Below are 20,300 nucleotides of genomic sequence, written 5' to 3' on the forward strand. Positions count from 1 at the left end.
GCGACCCGCCCCGTCCGGTGGCACCACGACGGCGCCCGCCGCCCTACCGTCGTCCGATGGCGGGTGCGGAGGACCGGGCGTGGGTCGACTCGATGCCCGACGCCTACGCGGACGGGCTGGAGACGCCCGACGGTTCGCTGGGAGCAGGCCGACGCTGCGGGTCCAGATCGCGGAGCGGGGCGGGTCGGCGGCCGCGCTCCGCACGGTGCGCGGCACGATGACCGCGCTGCTCGGACGTGGCGAGGTCCGCGGGGAGATGGCCGCGTACCTGGTGGAGGCGCGGCCGTAGCGGTTCAGGCCGCCGGGCCCTCCAGCGCCGCGTCGAGGGTGGGGGCGAGCCGCAGGACCTGGTCCATCGCGGTGAGGGCCACGGGCCGCAGCACCGCCTTGTTCTCCGCGCCGGTCACCACCACGAGTGCGGCCGAGCGGTCGCGCGCCGCGCCGTCGAGATCGGCCAGGACCGCGAGCCCGTGCGAGCCGAGGTAGGTCAGGTCCGAGAGGTCGAGGACCAGCCGCACACCGCGGCCCAGGCACGGCTCCGCGGCCCGGCGCACGGCGTCGGCCTGGGCGACGTCGATCTCGCCGGCGACCGCCAGGACCACCGTGCCCCGCGCCGGCTCGGCCGTCCGCACCCGCACCCCGTCGACCCGCGCACCGTCCACCCGGAGGTCGACCTCCCGCCATTCGAACGTGCTCACCGGGGTGTCAGCGCAACGGGGGCCGGAGGCGTTACACCGGCGCGCGGTGCTCCCCGGCACACTGCCCCGCACATCCGACATGCAGGCGTTCCCGCTTCGGCCGGCTCCCTCTGCTCCCGCCCTGCGGGCGACCGGCCGCCCGGGTAGCGTTCGCCGCGGCGTCCCGGCGCCGGGGTGAAACAGTCCGCCCGTCGAACCGCATGACCCCACGACGGAGGGAGCGCCCCACGTGACCGTCGGGCCCCGAGCCGACCGACCCGTCGCGTCACCGCACCCGTGTCCCGGGGGCGCCCGGTGACCGCCGGACTCCGCACGCCGCCGGCCGGCGGGACCGGGGACGAGGAGCGCCCCGGCGAGGTGCCGCCGGACAGCGAGTACGTCGACCTGATGCCCCGCCTGTACGCCTACGCGCAGCTGGACCCGGCCGATCCCCGTCGCCGCGCGCTGCGCGACGAGCTCGTCCTCGGCTTCCTCCCGGTCGCCCGGCACCTGGCGAGGAAGCACAGCCGCGGCTACCCCGGTGGGCTCGACGACCTGGTGCAGGTCGCCACGGTGGGGCTGATCTCGGCGATCGACCGCTGGGACCCCGAGCGGGCCCAGGGCGAGTTCCTCGGCTACCTCATCCCCTGCGTGCGCGGGGAGATCCTGCGCTACTTCCGCGACCGCACCTGGAGCATGCGGGTGCCGCGGCGGCTCAAGGACCTGGGCGTGGCCATCCGCCGCGCGACCGGCCCGCTGTCCCAGCAGCTCGGCCGGGCGCCGAAGCCCAGCGAGCTCGCGGCCCACCTGGGCGCGGGCGTCGAGGAGATCATCGAGGCCCTCGACGCGCAGGCGAACCAGAGTGCAGGCTCGCTCGACGCGGTCGCGGGCGACGGCGAGGGCGACAACCCGCTGGCCGACCGGCTCGGCGAGCTGGACCGCGAGCTCGACCTCGTCGAGGACCGCGACGCGCTCCGCCCCTTGCTCGACCGGCTCCCGGAGCGGGAGCGCACCATCATCCTGCTGCGCTTCTTCGGTGAGATGACCCAGACGCAGATCGCGGAACGGGTGGGCATCTCCCAGATGCACGTCTCCCGGCTGCTCGCGCGGACCCTCGCCGAGCTCCGCCGCGGATTGGTCGACGACCACCGGCCCGCGGCCGGGCAGCCGTCCGACGCCGGGCAGCCGCGTGGCCCGGTCAGCCGGGCACTGGCGCGGCGGCCGGTTCCAGCGCCGCGGTCTCGCCCCGGTGGAGTACCCGCAGCCCCGCCGACAGCCCGCGGTCGTACAGCTCCTGGGTGAAGTGGCTCAGCGGGGACCGGAACACGTCGTAATCGTCGTAGTGCACCGGGATGGTGGTGCCGGGGCGGAACGCCTCGACCAGGTCGGCGCCCTGCCGCGCGTCCATGGTCACCAGGATCCCGGCCACCCGTGTACCGCCCAGGTGCGCGACGAGGACGTCGGGCGGGCCGAAACGCTCGTGGACGCGGTGCAGGAAGGGCCGCATCAGGGTGTCGCCGGTCTGGTAGAGCCGCAGGACGGTGCGTCCGGCCCGTTCGAGCTCCAGCACCGCGCCCATGACGGGCGGCAGGGCGCGGTGCACCAGGGCCGGCCCGTGCTGCCCCGGTACCGCGGTCACGCGCAACACGGCGTCGCCGCGCGTGGTCTCCCAGCTCTCCCACGTCCGCAGCCCCTCGGCGGCCCGGAACCCCTGCCGCCGCAGCCGGCGCTGCGCGTGCGGGGTGGTCACGATCGGCACGGAGTGCGGGAGCCCGCGCCGCGCACGCCGGTCGAAGTGGTCGCCGTGCAGGTGGGACAGGACGACGGCGTCGAGCGGGGGCAGCTCGTCCGGCCCGAGCGCGGGCTCGGTGCGGCGCCTGCTCGTGAGGCCGTGCCCGAGGTAGGCCCGCTCGCCCCGGTGCAGGAAGTTGGGGTCGGTGAGGACGGTGAAGGGGCCGAGCCGCTGCAGCGTCGTCGCCGTGCCGACGAAGGTCAGCGACGAGGCGTCGGGGCCGGGGTCCGCAGGTGCAGCCATCGGGAGGCGGTACCCCGTCTCAGCCCGGCCACTCCCCCGCCTCGGGACCCGGCGCCCGGGCATGTCGAGGGCCGGGCGGCGGGAGGTGGTGTGACGACGTGCGTCCGCAGCGCCGTGCTCCCGCCGTCCGGCCCGGTGGGTGATCCGATCTCGTCTCCGTGTGGTTTCGCCGGGTGTGCCCTCCTCTCGGTCGTGGTGGACGGTGATGGATCGTCGGCCGTCCGATGCCCCGTGGCGGCGACCGTGCGGCCGGTGCGGGATGACGTCGTGTCAGCGGGGGCCGGGGCCGCTCCCGGCGAGGGCGGCCCGGCGGGACCGGTCGCCGGCGACCTCCGCTGGGTCGTCGGGGGTGACGACGCCGTCGAGGGCCGTCCCGGGGCCGGCGCCGATGAAGGCGGTGAAGCCGAAGCAGATCTCGCCGGCCGCGAGTGCGTGGTCCGGACAGGGCGCGTGTCGCGCGTGCGAGGTGTCGGCGCGGACGACGCCGGCGGCGTCGGCCATGTCGAGCCGTGCGAGCAGCCGGGCCAGGACGACCGGGGCGTCGGTCGGCGGCGAGGAGGTCTGCGCGAGCGTGCGGTGCAACTGTTCGGTGCGCCAGCCCCCGCGGTCGCCGCTGCCCACCGACACGGGGACGGAGACGGTGAGCAGCCAGTGGGCCGCCTTCCCGGACAGGGCCGGCGTCGGGTGCATGGTGATCTCGGTGGCCTGGTCGGCCCGGACGAGGCTGCCGTCGTGCAGTTGCAGCCAGACGGAGGCGAGGCTCACAGGGGCTCCTGGGGTGCGACGGGGCTCGGCCTGCCGTGCGGAGGGGCGGGAGGGACGTGACGGCACGGCGGCACGAGAGGGTCCGCGACCGCGCGGGTGCGCACGGCACCCGCGCGGCGCGACGCGGACGGAGGCGGCGACCGCTCTCGTGGCAGGGCGTGGGGGATCCCGGCGCGCCCGCGCGCGGCGGGGGGCCCGCCGAGGTCGCGTGCGCTCATCGGGCTCACCTGCGTTCTGCTCCGAGGAGAGCCGGCCGGGTCCGGGTGACCCGGTCGGACGGACGGTCAGGCGTCGATCTCGCGGCGCCCCGGATCGTTCGCGGTGGAGATGGTGATGGTACGCGGCTTGGCCCTCTCCGCGACAGGGATGCGGAGGGTGAGAACGCCCGAGTCGTACGCGGCCTGGATGTGGTCGGTGTCGAGGGTGTCGCCGAGGAACAGCTGGCGCGAGTAGACGCCCAGGGGTCGCTCCGAGACCTGCATCTCGACGTGCTCGTCGCGCAGCGTCGGGCGGCGCTCGGCCCGGACCGTGAGGACGTTGCGCTCCACGGAGAGCTCGACGGCCGAGGGGTCGACGCCGGGGAGGTCGAACTCGACGACGAACTCGTCGCCGTGGCGGTAGGCGTCCATCGGCATGGCGGCCGGGCGGGACCACGTCCCGGTGGTCGCGCCGAGGGCGTGCTGGGCGAGGCGGTCGAACTCGCGGAACGGGTCGGTACGCATCAGCATCGCTGGTCGCTCCTTCCTGATCGGCACTGGTCGGCGATGCCCACCGACCGGGAGCTCCGGGCTCCGGTCGGAATATCTGCAGTATGCACTGCAGGTTTCGGCGCGCGCAAGTCCGCCGCGGCGGGATCGTCCGGGCTCAGTCCGTCCGGATGGTGGCGACCTCGCCCAGCCCGACGAGCTGGACGGCCTTGCGGACCGGGGAGTCCGCGGGCACCACGATCTCGAGCCCGACCTGGAGCAGCTCCAGACGGTTCGCCAGGGTGAACAGCGTGCGCAGCCCCGCGCTGTCGAGGTAGGTCAGCCCGCCCAGGTCGAGGACCACCGATCGGGCCCGGTTGGTGATCAGGTCCTGCAGCCGCTGTTCGACGGCGCCGGCGTTGTCCAGGTCGACCTCCCCGGCGAGGGCGATCTCCCACCGGCCCGGCTCGGGCTCGCGTGCGTCGACGCTCAGCTCGGTCACGGCTTCCCCCCCAGGGTCTTCTCCAGCACGACCCGGGTTCCGGTCGCGTCGCGATCCACGTGGACCTCGTCCACGAGCCCGTGCATCAGGGTGGTCCCGCGCCCGCGGTTGACCCCGCGCGCCTCGCGCCATGCGCCGGTGTCCCGGACGGTCGCGCTCACCCGCTGCCCGTGCATCTCGAGGTGCACCTCGAGCAGCCCGCCACCCGGCCCGTAGGCGTGCTCGACGACGTTGGCGCACGCCTCCCCCACGGCCAGCACCAGGTCGGACATCTCCTCGGCGGAGGCCCCGACCGTGCCGAGGTAGCTGCGCAGGGCCTGCCGCACCGTGCGCAGGGACCGCGGCTCGGCGGGCTCGGCCAGCCGCAGCGGCGCCGTCGCGTCGTCGCCCGGACGGACCACGACCAGCAGGGCGACGTCGTCGGCGGACGTCTCGTTGCCGATGAGCCTGCCCATGATCCGGGCGCAGAGCTGCTCGGCGGGCCCGGGCCGTACGGCGTCGGTGAGCCGCTCCAGCCCGACGTCGAGGGGCTCGTGCCGGCGTTCCACCAGACCATCCGTGTAGAGCACCAGGCAGGACCCGACGGGCAGCTCGACGGCGTGGGCGCCGCGGCGCCGGGTCGGCACCAGCCCGATCGGCGGGTCGGGGTCGACCGCGACCAGCTCGCCCGCCTGTCCCGGCAGGGCGCGGACCGGTGGCGGATGCCCGGCCGAGGCCACCCACGCCACGCTCTGGTCGACCTCGACGACCGCGCACAGGACGGTCGCCATCACGTCCCGCTCGAAGTGCTGGACCTGCACGTCGAGCTTGCGCAGCAGCTCCGCCGGGTCCTCGGTCAGCAGGGCGTAGGCGCGCACGGCGCTGCGCAGCCGGCCCATCGCGACCGACACCTGCAGGCCGCGCCCCACGACGTCGCCCACCACCACGCACAACCGCCCGGACGGGAGGTCGAAGACGTCGTACCAGTCGCCGCCGACCTCGCCGCCCCCGCCGGGCACGTACCGGGCGGCGAGCTCCAGCCCCGGTACCGACGGCAGGGCCCCGGGCAGCAGGCTGCGCTGCAGCGCGGCCGCGGCCGTCCGCTCGGCCTGCGTCATCCGGGCCCGGGTCGCCAGCGCGATCCGGTCCGCGGCCAGCTGGAGCAGCTCGGCGTCCTCCGAGGTGAACGCCCGGGGGACCAGGGTGCCGACGTGCAGCACGCCGATGACGTCACCCCCCACCAGCAGCGGGACGCCGAGGAGCGACCGGATCCCCTTCTCCCGCAGGATCGGGTTCATGACGTTGGAGTGGTCGACCTGGTCGATGATCACGGGCCGCTTCTGCGCGGCGATCTTCCCGGCGAACCCCTTGCCGAGCGGGATCCGCACGCCCTGGCGGGTCTCCTCCTCCAGCCCGCGCGTGGCCGTGGCGACCAGGAAGGTGGCGGACGGGTCGAGCAGCAGCACCGCGGTCGTGTCGACCTCGAGCAGGTCCCGGACGCGCTCGAGCATCTCGGCCAGCATCTCGTCGACGCCGAGCCGCGCGAGCTCGGTGTCCGTGAGGGTCTGGATCCGGCGGAGCCGGTCACCGGTCGTGTGGGTGCCGATGTCCGTGGCCGCTCTCTCGGCGGGTCGCACCATCGGAGTCTAGGTGTGCCGGCCGGAGGCGCCCGGCACCGGCCTGCGCTCGAGCGGGTGCACGGCGGGACCCTCCAGGACCGCGCCGTCGACGTCGAACCGTGAGCCGTGGCACGGGCAGTCCCAGCTGCGTTCGGCCCCGTTGAACCGCAGCAGGCAGCCCAGGTGCGTGCACCGCACGGACACGGCGTGCAGGCCGCCGTCGGGATCGCGGTAGACGCCGGCGCGGTCGGTGCCGGACCGGACGATGCGCCCCTCCCCCGCGGGGATCCCGGCGGCCGACCCCGCCTCACCCGGCCGCAACCGGTCGCCGACCAGGTCGAGCGCGACCCTGGCGTTCGCCCGGGCCAGCGTCGGGAGCGCCCGGGGGCTGATCCGGTGCGGGGTGAACACCGGGGAACCGGGCCCGCCCGCGAGCTGTTCGGCGAGCACGGCCGCCGCCGCGCTGCCGCCGGAGAGCCCCCACTTCGAGTAGCCGGCGGCGACGAACACCCGGGAGGAGACCGGCGTGTACGTGCCGATCATCGGGGTGTGGTCGTAGGGCAGGGCGTCCTGCGCCGACCAGCGGTGGGTGACCCGTCCGACGGTGAAGTGGCGGCGCAGGTGCTCCTCGAGCACGCCGAAGCGGCTCCGGTCGACGCCCCGCTCGCCGGCCGGGTGGTCCTGCCCGCAGACGATCACCTGGTCGCCCAGGGAGCGGTAGGACCAGCTCGGCGAGCCGGCGGTGATCGACAGCGACCGGGGTGGACCGCCGCGGACCCTGGCGGCCACGCAGTACGCCCGCACGGCCTGCATCCGCGCGAAGTACCCGCCGCGGTCCCACACCGGGTAGTGCGTCGCGACGACGACCTGCTCGCCGGTCAGCGTCCCCCGCGTCGTCTCGACCCGGACCGGCTTCTCCTCCGCGAGCGCGACCGCACGGGTGCGCTCGAAGACCGCCGAGCCGCCGCCGTGCACCGCCGCGGCCAGCGCCCGGGCGTACCGGACGGGGTGCAGCTCGACCTGGCCGGCCAGCCGGACCGCCCCCGCGACCGGGAAGGGCAGGTCGGTCTCCTCCGTCCACTCCACCGGCAGCCCCGCCGCGCGTGCGGCCTCGAACTCCTTCTCCACCGCTGCCCGCTCGGAGCGGTCCGCGGCGATCGTGCAGGCGTCCCGGCGGCGCAGGTCGCAGTCGATCCCCAGCTCGTCGACCGTGGCCGCCACCAGCTCCACGCCGCGCAGGCTGTGCTCGGCGTAGGAGGCCGCCGCCTCCGCGCCACGGGCCGACCGGATGCGGGACAGCATCGTGGCCTGCAGGGCGGTGACCTTCGCGGTGTTGTTGCCGGTCGCCCCGGAGGCGACCCGGTCGGCCTCGACGACGGCGACCCGCGCGCCGCGCTGCGTGAGCAGGTGGGCCGTGGTCAGGCCGGTGATCCCGCCGCCGAGCACGAGCACGTCGAAGTGCCGCTCGGTCGTCGGCCCCGTGTAGCGGACGCCGGTGCGGTCGGTGAGCCAGGGCGAGCCGGTCTCGGCGGTGGTGGGTACGGCTCGGTCCGCGCGCGGGTGGTCGGCCACCCGGGTGCCGTACCCGCGTCCGCCCGTCCCAACACGTGCGACTCCGTGGCGTCGGCCCGAGGGGCCCGAGGTCGTGCTCCTCGGGACGGGGCGGTGGCGCGCTCGAACCGGCCCGAGCCGCCACCTCATCGTGGCGGTCGTGCCGTCGTCGCGGTGCACGGTGGCGCTGGCGTCGGACGTGCAGCTCGTCGCCCCGCCGGAACTCCGCGGTGCGCTCGGGGAACGTCGTGCCGACGCCGAGCGGCTGGGCCAGCGCCTCACCGAGCTGCTCGATCGTGCCGTCGGGGCGCCGCAGGAGCGCCGGCAAGTGGCCGGCGTTGGCGAAGACCAGGCCGTCCTCGGGCGTGTGCACGGCGTAGAAGCAGGTGACGAAGGGGCGGTCGGCGAAGCTGTCGAGCAGGGCGGAGACGTGCCGCAGCACCTCCGACGGCGGCAGCCCGAGCAGGGCGTAGGAGCGGATCGCGGTGCGCACCTGCCCCATGACCGTGGCGGCGGCGACCCCGTGCCCCACGACGTCGCCGATCACGAAGGCCGTCGCGCCGGACCCGGAGCCGGACCCGGAGCCGGACGCGGGGCCGGACGCCGGGCCGGGTCCCAGGCGGATGACGTCGAACCAGTCGCCGCCGATCTTCGGTCCGGTCGCCGCGGGCAGGTAGCGGGTGACCAGGTCCAGGCCCGGGACCGCGGGCGTCCCGGGCAGCATGCTGCGCGACAGCTCGCGGGTGAAGTCACGCTCCCGCTCGTACAGCCGGGCGTTGTCCAGCGCGATCGCCGAGTAGCCCGCGATGCCCTCCGCCACGTACTCGTGGCGATCGGTGAAGCGGCCGCGCTCGGGGTGGCCGAAGAAGAAGCCGCCCAGCACCTCGCCGCTCGTCGGACTGATCACCGACACGGCGAGGTAGCTGCGCACGGGCAGGTGACCCTCGGGCATGCCGTGGTACGGGGGGTTGCGCCCGAACCGCGGGTCGGCGGTGATGTCCTCGCTGCGGACCGTGCCCCTGCCGTCGAAGGTCGGGGCGAACACCTCGGTGTTGCGCGGCATCGGGAACCGCGCGAACGCCTCCCGCGGCACCCCGGACAGCGTGTAGAGCGTGTAGGACTCGCCGAGCTGGTCGACGAGGTTGTAGAAGAACGCGCCGAACGCCGCCCCGACCGCCGTGGTCGCCGCGTCGGTGGCCTCCTGCACGAGGCGGCCGATGTCGAGCTGGGCGGTCAGTCGCCGGCCGACCGAGTGCAGGGCGTCGATCACCGCCGCCTCGGTGCGCAGGGCGCCCACGGCCCGGCGGAGGCCGCCGGTCGCCGCGGCGACGGCCTCGGCCGCGAGCAGGTGCGAGCGGCCCACCGGGGCCCGGGTGACCAGCGCGACGGCTACGGCCTCCGGTGCAGCGGTCCCGTCGCCGTTCTGCGCGCCGTCGCCGTCGAGCACCACGAGGGCCCCCGTCGCGCCCGGGAGCAGCGCGGCGAGCTGCGCGGCGTCGGGCACCAGGACGGCCTCGCCGTCCTCCCGGTGCAGCACGGCGAGCTCGGCCGCGGTGAGCACGCGCCGCTCCACGGGCACGGGCCGCCCGTCGGGTGCGGTGAACGCGGAGGCGAGGGCGGCCAGCAGGGCGTGGGTCTCCGGGCTCACCCCGTCCGTCCCGCCCCTCTCGTCGGTCATCGGCAGCTCACCCGGCCGCGAGCGCGTCGGCGAGGGTCGGGTGGATGGCGAGCTCGTCCGTGAGCCGGGTCAGCTCGAGCGGGCGCAGCACGAGCCGGCCGGTCGCGACGACGCGGACCGGGACCTCGCCGCGCAGCTGCCGGTTCGCGCGGACGAGCTCGGCCATGCCCGCCGACGCCAGGAAGGACACGCCGGTCAGGTCGATCACCAGCAGGGCCGGGCGCAGCCGCGCGGCGCGCTCCACGGTCCGCCGTGGCAAGGGCGCGAGCGAGAGATCGAGCGCGCCGCTGACGGCGAGCACGACGCCCTCCGGTAGCCGGTCGAGGCGCACGGAGCCCGCGGGCTCGTCGTCGAACGGGCCTCCGGCCGCCCGCTCGGGTCGTGTCATGCGGGCATCGTCCCGTGCCGGGGTCGCGGTCACGACCCGGAGCGCCAGGGGGAGGTCCGCGTGCGCCGGGAGGCCGGCGGTCAGCGGGCGACCAGCCGGCGCCCGGTGAGGCGCGCGAGCGGCATGCTGATCGTGTGCCCGGGCCGGCTCGGGGGCCAGGGCGCGTGCAGCAACCGGACCAGCGCGGACAGCCGCGAACGGTCGGTGACCTCGTAGGCCTGCCCGATGCCGAGGACGCTCCAGCCGGTGTGGTCCTGGGCGTCGATCCGGTCGACCTGGAAGGCGACGACCGCCCCGCGGGCGGCGGCGATCAGCGTCGCCCCGCCCGCGGAGCGGAAGACGATCTCCTCGCCGTCGAGCACGTAGCTGACGGGATGGGCGGCGGGCATGGCGCCCTCGGTGTAGATCACCCGACCGAGATCGGCGGTCGCCAGCAGCCGCAGGCACTCGGCACGGTCGATCTCCACGAGATCGGCCCTGCCGTCCGTCACGGCTGTTGAGGAGTCCGGCACAGACGCGATTCTCGCTACCGACCGATCGTGCGGCAGGGGTCGAAAGCCCTTACTTCGCCTTTGGTGACTCTGGTCACAGGTCCCTCAGAGACCGTGCCGACGGTCCCCTGCCACCAGGGCCGCGACCTGCCGTTCCGAGCCCACGACGAAGGGGTCGCGCCGGGCCTCGACCGCCCGCCGGGTCTCCTCGGCGACCAGGTCCGCGTTGATGTGCGCGCCCGCGAGCGCGCCCGCCGCCGCGGCCGCCCCGACCTGCGCGCTCGGGTCGGCGACATTGCCCGCCGCCCAGACGCCCGGCACCTCGGTCCGACCCGCGGCCTCGGTCCGCAGGTGCTCGCCCACCCCACTGGGGTGCTCGACGGTGCGCAGGCCCAGCCGTTCGAGGAAGCCCGCCCGCCCCACCATCCGCGTGGCGAGCGCGAGCGCCTCGCGCGGGACGCTGCGGCCGTCGGCCATGCGCACCGCGGCGAGCCGGTCGTCGACGACCTCCAGCGACGCCACCTCGCCGTCGACGACGGTCACGCCGCGCGCGGCCAGCTGCTCGGCCACCTCGTCCGTCAGCGGCGACGAGGCGTGGGTGAAGAACGTGACGTCGTCGCTCAGCTGCCGGAACAGCAGGACCTGGTGCACCGACATCGGGCCCGTCGCCAGCACGCCGATCGCGCGGTCCCGCACCTCCCAGCCGTGGCAGTAGGGACAGTGCAGCACGTCGCGACCCCAGCGCTCCCGCAGCCCCGCCACATCGGGCAGCTCGTCGACCAGGCCGGTCGTCACGAGCAACCGGCGGGCACAGGTGATCCGGCCGTCCTCGAGGACGACGCGGAACTCGTCGCCGTCGCGGGTCACCTCGGCGACCTCGCCGGTCACCACCTCGCCGCCGTACCCGCGCACCTCCGTGCGGCCCCGCTCCAGCAGCTCGGCCGGGGGCATCCCTTCCCGGCCCAGCAGCCCGTGCACGCCCGTCGCCGGCGCGTTGCGGGGCTCGCCGGCGTCGATCACCACCACCGACCGGCGCGATCGCGCCAGCATCAGCGCACCGTTCAGGCCCGCGGCCCCGCCGCCGATCACCACGACGTCGTAGTCCGTCCCCAGTTCATCGGTCATCTCGACCACCTCCGGTGGCGAGAGTGCGCGCGGAGAGGTTCAAGTGGCAAGTTCCCTTGCCGCTTCAGCAAGGGAGCAGGTGCGAGGTCCGGCCCGCGGGACGACGAACGGAACCCGACTCGCGGACGGAGCAGCGGCGCGACGGCGCGGCGGCGCGGCGGCGGCGCAGCGGGGCGGCGGCGCAGCGGGGCGGCGGCGCAGCGGGGCGGCGGGGCGGTCGAGCAGGGCGGATCGAGCGGGACGGATCGAGCGGGACGGATCGGTTCGAGCCGGGACGCGCGGAAGAGGCATGAACGTCCTCCGCGACGGGAACGCCGAGGACAGGCACGAGGAAAGGAGCAGTCCGTGAGTGTGGTTGCCGCCCCGATCCGACCCGGCCGGTTGGCGATCTCCGGCCCGCGGCCGGACGTGCACGTCATCGCCTTCGCGGGGGCGCTCGACCCGGTCGTCAGCACCCGTCTCCTGCGCCTGGTCGATGCGCGGATCCGGCTGCGTGGCGTCAGCGGCGCGACGACGCGGCACATCGTCCTCGACCTCAGCGCGGTCGACTCCGCCACCACCGCCGCCGTCGAGACGCTCGCCCGCGCGGCCCGAACCGCGGAGCGCTACGGGCTGGGCCTGCACCTCGTGGGGTTCGACGCCGTCGCCGGGCGCCTCGCCCTCCCCGCCCGCCAGCTCGTGGGCCGGACGAGTCGCTACCCGAGCCTGGACGCCGCCCTCCGCGCCCTCTGACCGCTCCACTGTGGAGTCATAACGCGGAGGGCGAGGCCCTTCGGGCCTCAGGAGGCCGTGTTCCTCGCATCCACCCGCTGCCGCTGCGGGACCACGACGTACTTCGGGTCCTTCGTGGACGCCACGCCCGCCTCGAACACGCCGAAGCGCTGCAGCGCACTGCCCGCGAGCAGCGCCAGGCCCGAGGCGGCGGCGCCGACCCGACTCCGGTGGGCGACGAGCAGCGTCCCGGCGAGTCCCGCCGCCGTCAGCGCCTCCGAGGCCTTCCGCAGCCGCCCGACGTGGCCTTCGCGGTAGACCTCGCCGACGAGGCCGAGCCGGTGTTCCATCACCCGTGACGCGAGGAGCTCGCCCGCCGCCCCGACCGCCGCGAACGCCCGCGCGGGGCCCGCCTCGGCGACCGGCGCGCACAGCATTCCGAACCCGCCCCCGCTGGCCGCCGCGGACCCGACGAAGACGAAGGGCAACTCGTCGCGCACCTGGTTCCATCCGGGAACGGCGGTGTGCGACAACAGGACCGCGGTGTACGACGCCACCCCGGGGGCCGTCGCGGCCGCGCTGATCCCGAGCGGCCGGGCCAGCCGGCGCAACAGCCGGGCGGGCCAGGTGCGACGCCAGCGCCGCGGCACCATCTCCTCGACGGCGGCCGCGCCCGCCCCGGCGCCGAACGCGCTGAGGATCCACGTCCCCACGCTCATCGGCGAGGTCGGTTTGAGCACCCGCAGCATGTGGTGGAAGCGCGCCGGCCGCCCCAGGTCCGAGACCAGGAAGTACATGCTGGCCAGCAGCGCGCCCAGGGCCCCGAGCCGGCTCGACCGTCGCAGCGCGGGCCGCCCGGTGAGGTCCGCACCCGCGGCCACGACCGACGAGCCCGCGGCGAGTCCGCCGCAGAAGAGGTAGGCCGCGATCTTCCACTCCCACACCGGCGCCTTGAGCACCGGGCGCCCGTAGTACGAGCGGAACTCCGCCTCGGGAACGACCGTCGGCTCGCCACCACGGCGTCGGTGCCGACCGCGCCGGCCGACGCCCTGGAACATCTCCGCGGACCGTGCGGCGCTGCCGCCGGCGTCGCTGGGCAGCTCCGCGGGATCGGGGCCCGTCACCGCCGGCCTCCCGCCACGAACGCCGCCAGGCCCGCCAGCAGGAACGCCGCCGCGGCCTGTCCCGCCCGCTTCCACATGGCCGGCGCGTCCCGGGTCGGGACGTGCGGGTCCGGCGGCAGGCCGTACACCTCCGGCTCGTCGAGCAGGAGGAAGAACGCGCCGTCGCCGCCGACGCCGTCGTCCGGGTCGCGCCCGTACAGCCGTGCCTCGGACACCCCGAGGTCGTGCAGCTGGGCGAGCCGGCGGTCGGCGCGCTCGCGCAGCTCGTCGAGCTCGCCGAACTGGATGGAGTCCGTGGGGCACGCCTTGGCGCAGGCCGGTTCGAGGCCGTCGCCGAGGCGGTCGTAGCAGAGGGTGCACTTGTTGGCGCGCCCGTCGTGCTGCCGGCGGTCGATCACGCCGTACGGGCAGCCGGAGACGCAGTACCCGCAGCCGTTGCAGATGTCCTGCTGCACCACGACCGTGCCGAACTCGGTGCGGAACAGCGCGCCGGTCGGGCAGACGTCGAGGCAGCCGGCGTGGGTGCAGTGCTTGCAGACGTCCGACGCCATCAGCCACCGGAAGTCGGTCCGGCTCTCGGCCCCGGTGAGGTCACCCGGCCGGGAGAAGCCGGGCATGCCCAGGTTCTCGGTCGGACGCAGCTCCTGCGGTTCCGGCGCGCCGGTCGGCAACGGATTCGTGCCCAGCTCGGATCCCCCGCGCGGCGCCTCCTGCAGCCGCGGCTCGACCGCACCGGCCGTCTCCGGGATCCCGCTCGGGCCGGTCGGCAGCCCGGCGAACCCCGGCTCCTGGTGGCCCGTCCGCCGCGGCTGCTCGACGAACGCGACGTGCCGCCATGAATCCGCCCCGAGCATCCCGGTGTTGTCGAAGGACATGCCGAGCAGGTCGAGGCCGGCCCCGTCGTTCTCGTTCCTGGAAGGGACGGCGTTCCACTCCTTGCAGGCCACCTCGCACGCCTTGCAGCCGATGCACACGGAGGTGTCGGTGAAGAAGCCGACGCGCGGCGGGTGCTCCACGTGCCCGGCGTCGCCGGCGACGTCGTCGAGAGGGCCGTACAACCGGCTCATGAAGTCTCCTCGGTGTGCCGCACGTCGTGCGCGGTGGCGATTCGGGTCCCCGTGGCGACGGTGATCCCGGCGGCGGCCCGCACCTCGTCGAGCAGCGCCCGCAGCGCCGGCCCACGCGGCCGCGGCCCCGGCCGGACGTCGCAGGTGGCGACCTTGCTCTCCTGGATGAACACGTTGGAGTCCTCGACGACGCCGAACAGGTCGTTGACGACGTCGCCGGACACCAGGCCGGTGTGTCCGAAGTGGTACGGCAGCCAGACCTGGTGGACCACCCGGCCGTCGACCCGCAGCGGTGCCAGCCGGTCCGTGACCACCACCCGGGCCTGCACCGCCGCCCGGCTCGTGACGACGTGGGCGTCGCCCAGGTGCGTCAGCCCTCGCTCGCGGGCCAGCTCCGGCGACACCTCGACGAACAGCGCGGGCTGCAGCTCCGACAGGTACGGCAGCTGCCGGCTCATCCCGCCCGCCGTGTGGTGCTCGGTCAACCGCGCCGCGGTGAGGACGTACGGGAACACGTCGCTCCCGCTCTCGGGCGGCGCCGGGTTCGACGGGTTGTCCGGCCGGCCGTACACCTTCCGCGTCGGATTGCCCTGCTGCCGGTACAGCGGGTTGCGCACCGGCGACTCGTGCGGCTCGTAGTGCGTCGGCAGCGGCCCGTCGAGCAGGCCGTGCGGCGCGAACAGCCAGGCCTTCCCGTCCGGCTGCATGATGAACGCGTCGTCGCCCGACAGGGCCTCGGGCCCCGTGGCGCCGTCGGGAGGCTGGTGCCCCGGCGGGGTGGTCCGGGGGAAGTCGGGGATGTCGTGCCCCGTCCACGCCCGCTCGTCGGCGTCCCACCACACGAGCTTCTTCCGCTCGCTCCACGGCCGGCCCTCGGGGTCCGCCGAGGCCCGGTTGTACAGCACACGCCGGTTCGACGGCCAGGTCCAGCCCCACTCGGCGTCGTAGGGCCCCTGCTCGGTGTGGGGCTTGCGGCGCGCGGCCTGGTTGACGCCCTCGGCATAGACCCCGCTGTAGATCCAGCACCCGCAGGAGGTGCTGCCGTCGGCCTTGAGCCCCAGGTAGTCCGGCAGCAGTTCACCGGTCGTGAGGTCGTGGCCGTTGATCCGGCGCAGGACGTCATCGGCCGACGGCTCGACCCACTCGCCCTCACCTTCGGTCGCGTAGTCCCAGGCCAGGTTCAGCATCGGCTGGTCACGCTCCTGTGTGGACCCGGCCAGCCGCGCCCGGACCAGCCGGCCGAGGTGGTAGGCGAACCACAGCTCGGAGCGCCGGTCGCCGCTCGGCTCGACGGCCTTGGTGCGCCACTGCAGCATCCGCTGCGTCTGGGTGAACGTGCCCTCCTTCTCCACGTGCGAGGCCGCGGGCATGAGGAACACCTCGGTGCGGCACCGCTCGGGGACGATCTCGCCGGTCTCGATCTCCGGCGAGTCCCGCCAGAACGTCGCCGTCTCGATCTCGTTGAGGTCCCGCACGACCAGCCAGTCCAGGTTCGCCATGCCGAGCCGCTGGAGCTTGCCGTGGGCCGACCCGACGGCGGGGTTCTGGCCGAGCACGAAGTAGCCGGACACCTTGCCGTCGATCATGTCCATGACCGTGCGGTAGGTGCCGTGGTCGCCACTGATACGGGGTAGCCAGTCGAACCCGAAGTCGTTCTCCGGGGTGGCCGCGTCGCCGAAGTACTCCTTGAGCAACGAGACCATGTAGGCGTCGACGTCGTAGCCGTAGCCCTTGTGGCCGCCCGTCCGCTGGTCGGCGAGCCACGTGTCCAGGTCGGTGTGCTCCACGCTGGGCATCGCCAGGTACCCCGGCAGCAGGTTGAACAGCGTCGGGATGTCCGTGGAGCCCTGGATGCTGGCGTGCCCGCGGAGGGCGAACACGCCGCCCCCGGGACGGCCGATGTTGCCCAGCAGCAGCTGGAGGATCGCGCCCGCCCGGATGTACTGCGCGCCCACGCTGTGCTGCGTCCAGCCCACGCTGTAGACGAGCGCGGTGGTGCGGTCGCGGTTCGAGTGGTCCGTCCAGGCGCGGCAGACGTCGAGGAACTGCTCCCGCGGCGTGCCGCAGACCCGCTCCACCATCTCGGGCGTGTAGCGGGCGAAGTGCCGCTTCAGGATCTGGAAGACGCACCGCGGGTGCTGCAGCGTCGGGTCACGCTCGGCCCGGTCCGCGCCGCCGACCCCCGCGCCGCTCGCCCCGGCCTGGAACGGCTCGCTGAGGGTCTTGGCCCGCGCCCCGTCGTCGTCCCCCGAGGGCTCGGTGCCCTCGTAGAGCCAGCTGTCGCGCTCGTAGGTGCCGGTTCCCGGGTCGTAGCCGGAGAACAGCCCGTCGAGGTCCTCGGTGTCCGCGAAGTCCTCACGGACCAGGAACGACCCGTTGGTGTACGCCGCGACGTACTCCCGGAAGTCGAGGTCGTTGTCCAGGACGTACCGGATCACCCCGCCGAGGAACGCGATGTCCGAGCCCGCGCGGATCGGGACGTAGGTGTCCGCGACCGCGCTGGTGCGGGTGAAGCGCGGGTCGATGTGGATCACCCGGGCGCCGCGGCCCTTCGCCTCCATCACCCACTGGAACCCGACCGGATGGGCCTCGGCCATGTTCGAGCCCATGATGATGACGCAGTCGGAGTTCGCGAGGTCCTGCTGGTAGTCCGTCGCGCCGCCGCGACCGAAGGAGGTCCCCAGACCGGGGACGGTGGCGGAGTGTCAAATACGGGCCTGGTTCTCGATCTGGATCGCGCCCATCGCCGTGAACAGCTTCTTGAGGAGGTAGTTCTCCTCGTTGTCCAGTGTGGCGCCGCCGAGCGCGGCGAGCCCGACCGTGCGGTTCAGCCGCCGGCCCTGCGCGTCGCGCTCCTGCCAGCCGCGTTCGCGGGCCGCGACCACCCGGTCGGCGATCATCTCCATCGCCTCGTGCAGGTCCAGCTCGGTCCACTCGGTGGCGTACGGCGCCCGGTAGCGGACCTTGTCCAGCCGCTGGGGCCCGGTGACGAGCTGCAGGCTGGCGGAACCCTTGGGGCACAGGCGACCGCGTGAGATCGGCGAGTCCGGGTCGCCCTCGATCTGCACGACCTGCTCGTCGCGCACGTAGACCTTCTGCGCGCAGCCCACGGCGCAGTACGGGCACACGGACCCGGCCACCCGGTCCGCCGAGGCCGTCCGCGGGCGCAGGCCGACGTGCTGCGGCGACTGCGCGGCGGCACCCCGGCCAAGCCGATCGGTCCCCGTGAGCTGCCGGTACACCGGCCACGACCCCAACGGCGTCGAGGCCCCGATCGACCCGAGCCACGTCCGCACGCCAATCCGGTCCCCTTCCCGTTCCCTGCGGCGTCACTACCCGGGTCCCCGGGCGCGAAACCGCCCGGAGATCATCGCCGCCCGGCCCGGCCTCGGCATCTCGAGGTGTCCGATCACGCCCCGTTCCGGCCCGCTGCGCCATCCGGGTGGGTTCACGACACGGCGACGCGACCCGCGTTCGTGCGCCACCGGCTCGGGTATCGCCGCCCTCGCCGAACGGAAGGAGGACGCAATGGCGGAGAGCACGAGCGAGACCGTCCGGGCCGAGGGGGCCGACGTCGGGCGCACCGCTGCCGAGGCGGGCGGGCAGGTGGCCGGGACGGCCGCCGACGAGGCCCGGCACGTGGCGGGCGAGGCGCGCCGGCAGGCCCGGGACCTGGTCGACGAGGCGCGCGGCCGGCTCCGGCAGCAGGCCGGGTCGACGCAGCGCCAGGCCGCCGACGGTGTCCGCGGAGTGGCCGACCAGCTCCGGCAGATGGCGGGCTCGGCGGACGGCGGGCCCGTCGCCGACCTGGCGCACGAGGCGGCCGGGCGGGCCGAGCGGCTCGCCTCCTGGCTGCAGGATCGCGAGCCCGGCGACCTGGTGGAGGAGGTCCGCGGGCTGGCCCGGCGCCGCCCCGGGGCGTTCCTGGCCGGCGCCGCCCTCGCCGGGGTCCTGGTCGGACGGCTGACGCGGGGTGTCGTCCAGGCCGAGAAGGGGTCGTCGGGACCGGACGCCGACGGCGCGCGCCCCACGGCGGATCACCCCGCACCGCACCCCGGCGTCGCGGGTCACGGCGTGCCCCCGGGCTACGGCGTGCCGGGCCAGGGCGTGCCCCCGGGCTACGGCGTGCCGGGCCAGGGCATGCCCCCGGGGTACGGCGTGGCGGGCCAGGGCATGCCGGCGGCCCCGCCACCGCCACCGCCCGTGACCCCCGGGCCGGCTTCCACCCCGCCCGTGCCGCCGGGGCCGGGCACGATCGGGCAGGGACCGATCGCACGGGGAACGCCGAACCCACCCACCCCGCCCGTCGGCGGGCCGGTCGTGCCCCCGCAGGCGCCCCCGGATCCGGCACCGGCGCACGCGCCCCGACCGGGATCGACGACGGTCGGCGAGTACGTCGACGAGCTGGGCCGTCGCGGTGACCCGCGCGTGACCGACCAGGACGAGCGTTGACCGCGCCGGGCGGCGGCCCGCCGCGCGACCTCTCGCAGGACCACCCCCCGAACATGCCGACCATGCCCCCGAACGCGGCGCCGCACATGCCGCCGGATCTGCCGCCGGATCTGCCGCCGAACGTGCCGCCGGACCCCGCAGCGGGCCGGCACTCGGCCCCTGCGCCGGGGCCGTTCGACCAGCCGCCTGCGCCGTCCCCCGCCGGGGCGAGCCCGGTCGGCCCGCCCGACGTCTCCGACGTGTCGGTCGGCGACCTCATGGGCCGGGTCTCGCGCGACCTCTCGACCCTGATGCGCCAGGAGCTCGCGCTGGCGCAGGCCGAGCTGAAGCAGGAGGCGCGCAAGGCGGGCAAGGCCGCCGGCGGGTTCGGCGCCGCCGGGTTCGCCGGCTACATGGTGCTGCTGTTCCTGTCGGTCGCCCTCTGGGCCGGCCTGAGCAACGTCATGGACAGCGGCTGGGCCGGGCTGATCGTCGCCGTGGTCTGGGCGGTGATCGGCGCGATCGCCTTCGTCGTCGGGCGCAACAACGCGCGACGCACCCACCCCACCCCCGAACGCACGGTCGACACGCTCAAGCAGGTTCCCGACGCCCTCAAGGGCCGGTGAGGAGGACAGATGACCACCCCGTACGACAGCCCCACCCCCCACGACCCCCGCTACGGCCCTCCGTACGACGCTCCGTACGACGCCGCCGCGCGGTCCGACGACCCCGACGCGATCCGCCGCGAGATCGAGCGGACCCAGAACCGACTCAGCGGCGACGTCGACGCCCTGACCGAGAAGGTCACGCCCGGCCGGATCGTGCAGCGCCGGGTCGACCGCGTGCGCGACCGGGTCTCGGGCTGGCGGGACGCCGTGATGGGCAGCGACCCTGCCGGTTCCACCCGGGACACCGCCCACCAGGCCGCGGACTCCGCCCGCTCCCTCGCCGGGCAGGCCCAGGACCGGGCCGGTTCGGTGGCGGACACGGTGGGCGACAAGGCCTCCGACGTGGCATCGACGGTCGCCGACACCGCGCGCGAGGCCCCGCGGCGGGTGAAGCAGCAGACCCGCGGGAACCCGTTGGCCGCCGGGCTGATCGCCTTCGGCGCGGGCTGGCTCGTCTCCTCCCTCCTGCCCGCGACCCGCAAGGAGGAGGAGATCGCGGCCCGGGCGAAGGACACCGCGATGGAGGTCGGCCGTCCGCTCGCGCAGCAGGCCGGCGAGAAGGTCAAGGAGATCGGCGAGGACCTGCGCGAGCCGGCACAGCAGGCCGTGCAGTCGGTGCAGGAGACGGCGCAGGACGCGGCCTCCACCGTGGCCGACGAGGGCCGCTCCGCCGTCGGCCAGGTCCAGGACCGGGCCCAGGACGCGAGCCGGAACGTGAAGGAGCAGGCGGGCCCGTCCTGATCGGCGACCCGGGCGGGGGGGGGGGGGGGGCGGGGGGGGGGGGGGGGGGGGGGGGGGGGGGG

At 75.2% G+C, this 20,300-nt stretch carries 20 protein-coding genes and 2 pseudogenes; 7 read left to right on the forward strand and 15 right to left on the reverse strand.

The genetic code is table 11. The features are described 5' to 3' along the window. Positions 1-79 precede the first annotated feature (79 nt). Entirely contained in the window at positions 80-289 is a 210-nt protein-coding gene (locus LWC33_RS28575; protein ID WP_233307792.1) for a hypothetical protein, read from the forward strand. Positions 290-293: 4 nt separating this feature from the next. On the opposite strand, the gene LWC33_RS28580 is transcribed toward LWC33_RS28575, so the two are convergent. Then, positions 294-698 (reverse strand): anti-sigma factor antagonist, encoded by a 405-nt coding sequence (locus LWC33_RS28580; RefSeq protein WP_233307793.1) that lies wholly within the window; start codon positions 696-698, stop codon positions 294-296. Between the two features lie 294 nt (positions 699-992). On the opposite strand from LWC33_RS28580, the gene LWC33_RS28585 reads away from it, so the two are divergent. Beyond that, complete coding sequence (locus LWC33_RS28585; RefSeq protein ID WP_233307794.1) at positions 993-1,979, forward strand: SigB/SigF/SigG family RNA polymerase sigma factor; 987 nt, start codon at positions 993-995, stop codon at positions 1,977-1,979. On the opposite strand, the gene LWC33_RS28590 is transcribed toward LWC33_RS28585, so the two are convergent. From LWC33_RS28590 to LWC33_RS36280, 7 genes and pseudogenes are all read right to left on the reverse strand, one after another. Further along, the gene (locus tag LWC33_RS28590; RefSeq protein WP_233307795.1) at positions 1,876-2,712 is read right to left on the reverse strand and encodes an MBL fold metallo-hydrolase; all 837 of its coding nucleotides are present in this window, start codon (positions 2,710-2,712) and stop codon (positions 1,876-1,878) included. The genes LWC33_RS28585 and LWC33_RS28590 overlap by 104 nt on opposite strands. A gap of 270 nt (positions 2,713-2,982) precedes the next feature. Beyond that, on the reverse strand, positions 2,983-3,477 hold the full coding sequence (locus tag LWC33_RS28595; RefSeq protein ID WP_233307796.1) for a hypothetical protein: 495 nt from the start codon (positions 3,475-3,477) through the stop codon (positions 2,983-2,985). Between the two features lie 284 nt (positions 3,478-3,761). Continuing rightward, the gene (locus tag LWC33_RS28600; RefSeq protein WP_233307797.1) at positions 3,762-4,205 is read right to left on the reverse strand and encodes an Hsp20/alpha crystallin family protein; all 444 of its coding nucleotides are present in this window, start codon (positions 4,203-4,205) and stop codon (positions 3,762-3,764) included. Positions 4,206-4,341: 136 nt separating this feature from the next. Further along, positions 4,342-4,665: an STAS domain-containing protein gene (locus tag LWC33_RS28605; protein ID WP_233307798.1), complete on the reverse strand. Its 324-nt coding sequence runs from the start codon at positions 4,663-4,665 to the stop codon at positions 4,342-4,344. Then, positions 4,662-6,284, reverse strand: coding sequence for an ATP-binding SpoIIE family protein phosphatase (locus tag LWC33_RS28610; protein WP_233307799.1), 1,623 nt, complete (start codon positions 6,282-6,284; stop codon positions 4,662-4,664). The genes LWC33_RS28605 and LWC33_RS28610 overlap by 4 nt, the downstream gene beginning before the upstream one ends. Positions 6,285-6,290: 6 nt before the next feature. Further along, complete coding sequence (locus LWC33_RS28615) at positions 6,291-7,835, reverse strand: FAD-dependent oxidoreductase (protein WP_233307800.1); 1,545 nt, start codon at positions 7,833-7,835, stop codon at positions 6,291-6,293. A gap of 241 nt (positions 7,836-8,076) precedes the next feature. Beyond that, positions 8,077-8,361: pseudogene (locus LWC33_RS36280) on the reverse strand (PP2C family protein-serine/threonine phosphatase); the annotation flags it as partial. Between LWC33_RS36280 and LWC33_RS36285 the strand changes: the two are divergent. Further along, positions 8,300-8,491 (forward strand): hypothetical protein, encoded by a 192-nt coding sequence (locus tag LWC33_RS36285; protein ID WP_233307801.1) that lies wholly within the window; start codon positions 8,300-8,302, stop codon positions 8,489-8,491. The pseudogene LWC33_RS36280 and the gene LWC33_RS36285 sit on opposite strands and share 62 nt — an antisense overlap. A gap of 161 nt (positions 8,492-8,652) precedes the next feature. Here LWC33_RS36285 and LWC33_RS36290 read toward each other — a convergent pair. The 4 genes and pseudogenes from LWC33_RS36290 to LWC33_RS28645 all read right to left on the reverse strand — a co-directional run. Further along, positions 8,653-9,492: pseudogene (locus LWC33_RS36290) on the reverse strand (GAF domain-containing protein); the annotation flags it as partial. A gap of 7 nt (positions 9,493-9,499) precedes the next feature. Beyond that, entirely contained in the window at positions 9,500-9,880 is a 381-nt protein-coding gene (locus LWC33_RS28635; protein ID WP_233307802.1) for an STAS domain-containing protein, read from the reverse strand. Between the two features lie 80 nt (positions 9,881-9,960). Further along, the gene (locus tag LWC33_RS28640; RefSeq protein ID WP_233307803.1) at positions 9,961-10,371 is read right to left on the reverse strand and encodes a pyridoxamine 5'-phosphate oxidase family protein; all 411 of its coding nucleotides are present in this window, start codon (positions 10,369-10,371) and stop codon (positions 9,961-9,963) included. Positions 10,372-10,476: 105 nt separating this feature from the next. Continuing rightward, a complete protein-coding gene (locus LWC33_RS28645) occupies positions 10,477-11,496 on the reverse strand; it encodes an NAD(P)/FAD-dependent oxidoreductase (protein WP_233307804.1) in 1,020 nt (339 codons plus the stop codon). Positions 11,497-11,841: 345 nt separating this feature from the next. Between LWC33_RS28645 and LWC33_RS28650 the strand changes: the two genes are divergently transcribed. After that, the gene (locus tag LWC33_RS28650) at positions 11,842-12,228 is read left to right on the forward strand and encodes an STAS domain-containing protein (RefSeq protein ID WP_233307805.1); all 387 of its coding nucleotides are present in this window, start codon (positions 11,842-11,844) and stop codon (positions 12,226-12,228) included. Positions 12,229-12,275: 47 nt separating this feature from the next. Here LWC33_RS28650 and nrfD read toward each other — a convergent pair whose 3' ends face one another. The 3 genes from nrfD to fdh are packed head-to-tail and all read right to left on the reverse strand — an operon-like array spanning position 12,276 to position 17,673. After that, entirely contained in the window at positions 12,276-13,331 is a 1,056-nt protein-coding gene (gene nrfD / locus LWC33_RS28655) for an NrfD/PsrC family molybdoenzyme membrane anchor subunit (protein ID WP_372476713.1), read from the reverse strand. Then, the gene (locus LWC33_RS28660) at positions 13,328-14,398 is read right to left on the reverse strand and encodes a 4Fe-4S dicluster domain-containing protein (RefSeq protein ID WP_233307806.1); all 1,071 of its coding nucleotides are present in this window, start codon (positions 14,396-14,398) and stop codon (positions 13,328-13,330) included. The genes nrfD and LWC33_RS28660 overlap by 4 nt, the downstream gene beginning before the upstream one ends. Continuing rightward, positions 14,395-17,673 carry a formate dehydrogenase gene (fdh, locus tag LWC33_RS28665; protein ID WP_233307811.1) on the reverse strand — a complete coding sequence of 1,093 codons (3,279 nt, stop codon included), beginning with the start codon at positions 17,671-17,673 and terminating at the stop codon, positions 14,395-14,397. The genes LWC33_RS28660 and fdh overlap by 4 nt, the downstream gene beginning before the upstream one ends. A gap of 253 nt (positions 17,674-17,926) precedes the next feature. Between fdh and LWC33_RS28670 the strand changes: the two genes are divergently transcribed. The 3 genes from LWC33_RS28670 to LWC33_RS28680 are packed head-to-tail and all read left to right on the forward strand — an operon-like array spanning position 17,927 to position 20,238. Further along, the gene (locus LWC33_RS28670) at positions 17,927-18,850 is read left to right on the forward strand and encodes a hypothetical protein (RefSeq protein ID WP_233307807.1); all 924 of its coding nucleotides are present in this window, start codon (positions 17,927-17,929) and stop codon (positions 18,848-18,850) included. Then, positions 18,847-19,455, forward strand: coding sequence for a phage holin family protein (locus LWC33_RS28675; RefSeq protein ID WP_233307808.1), 609 nt, complete (start codon positions 18,847-18,849; stop codon positions 19,453-19,455). Before LWC33_RS28670 ends, LWC33_RS28675 begins: the two co-directional genes overlap by 4 nt. A 9-nt stretch (positions 19,456-19,464) precedes the next feature. Then, positions 19,465-20,238: a DUF3618 domain-containing protein gene (locus LWC33_RS28680; RefSeq protein ID WP_233307809.1), complete on the forward strand. Its 774-nt coding sequence runs from the start codon at positions 19,465-19,467 to the stop codon at positions 20,236-20,238. Positions 20,239-20,300: the final 62 nt, after the last annotated feature.

This window comes from Pseudonocardia terrae (genome assembly GCF_021343995.1).
In the GTDB taxonomy this organism is placed as follows: domain Bacteria; phylum Actinomycetota; class Actinomycetes; order Mycobacteriales; family Pseudonocardiaceae; genus Pseudonocardia; species Pseudonocardia terrae.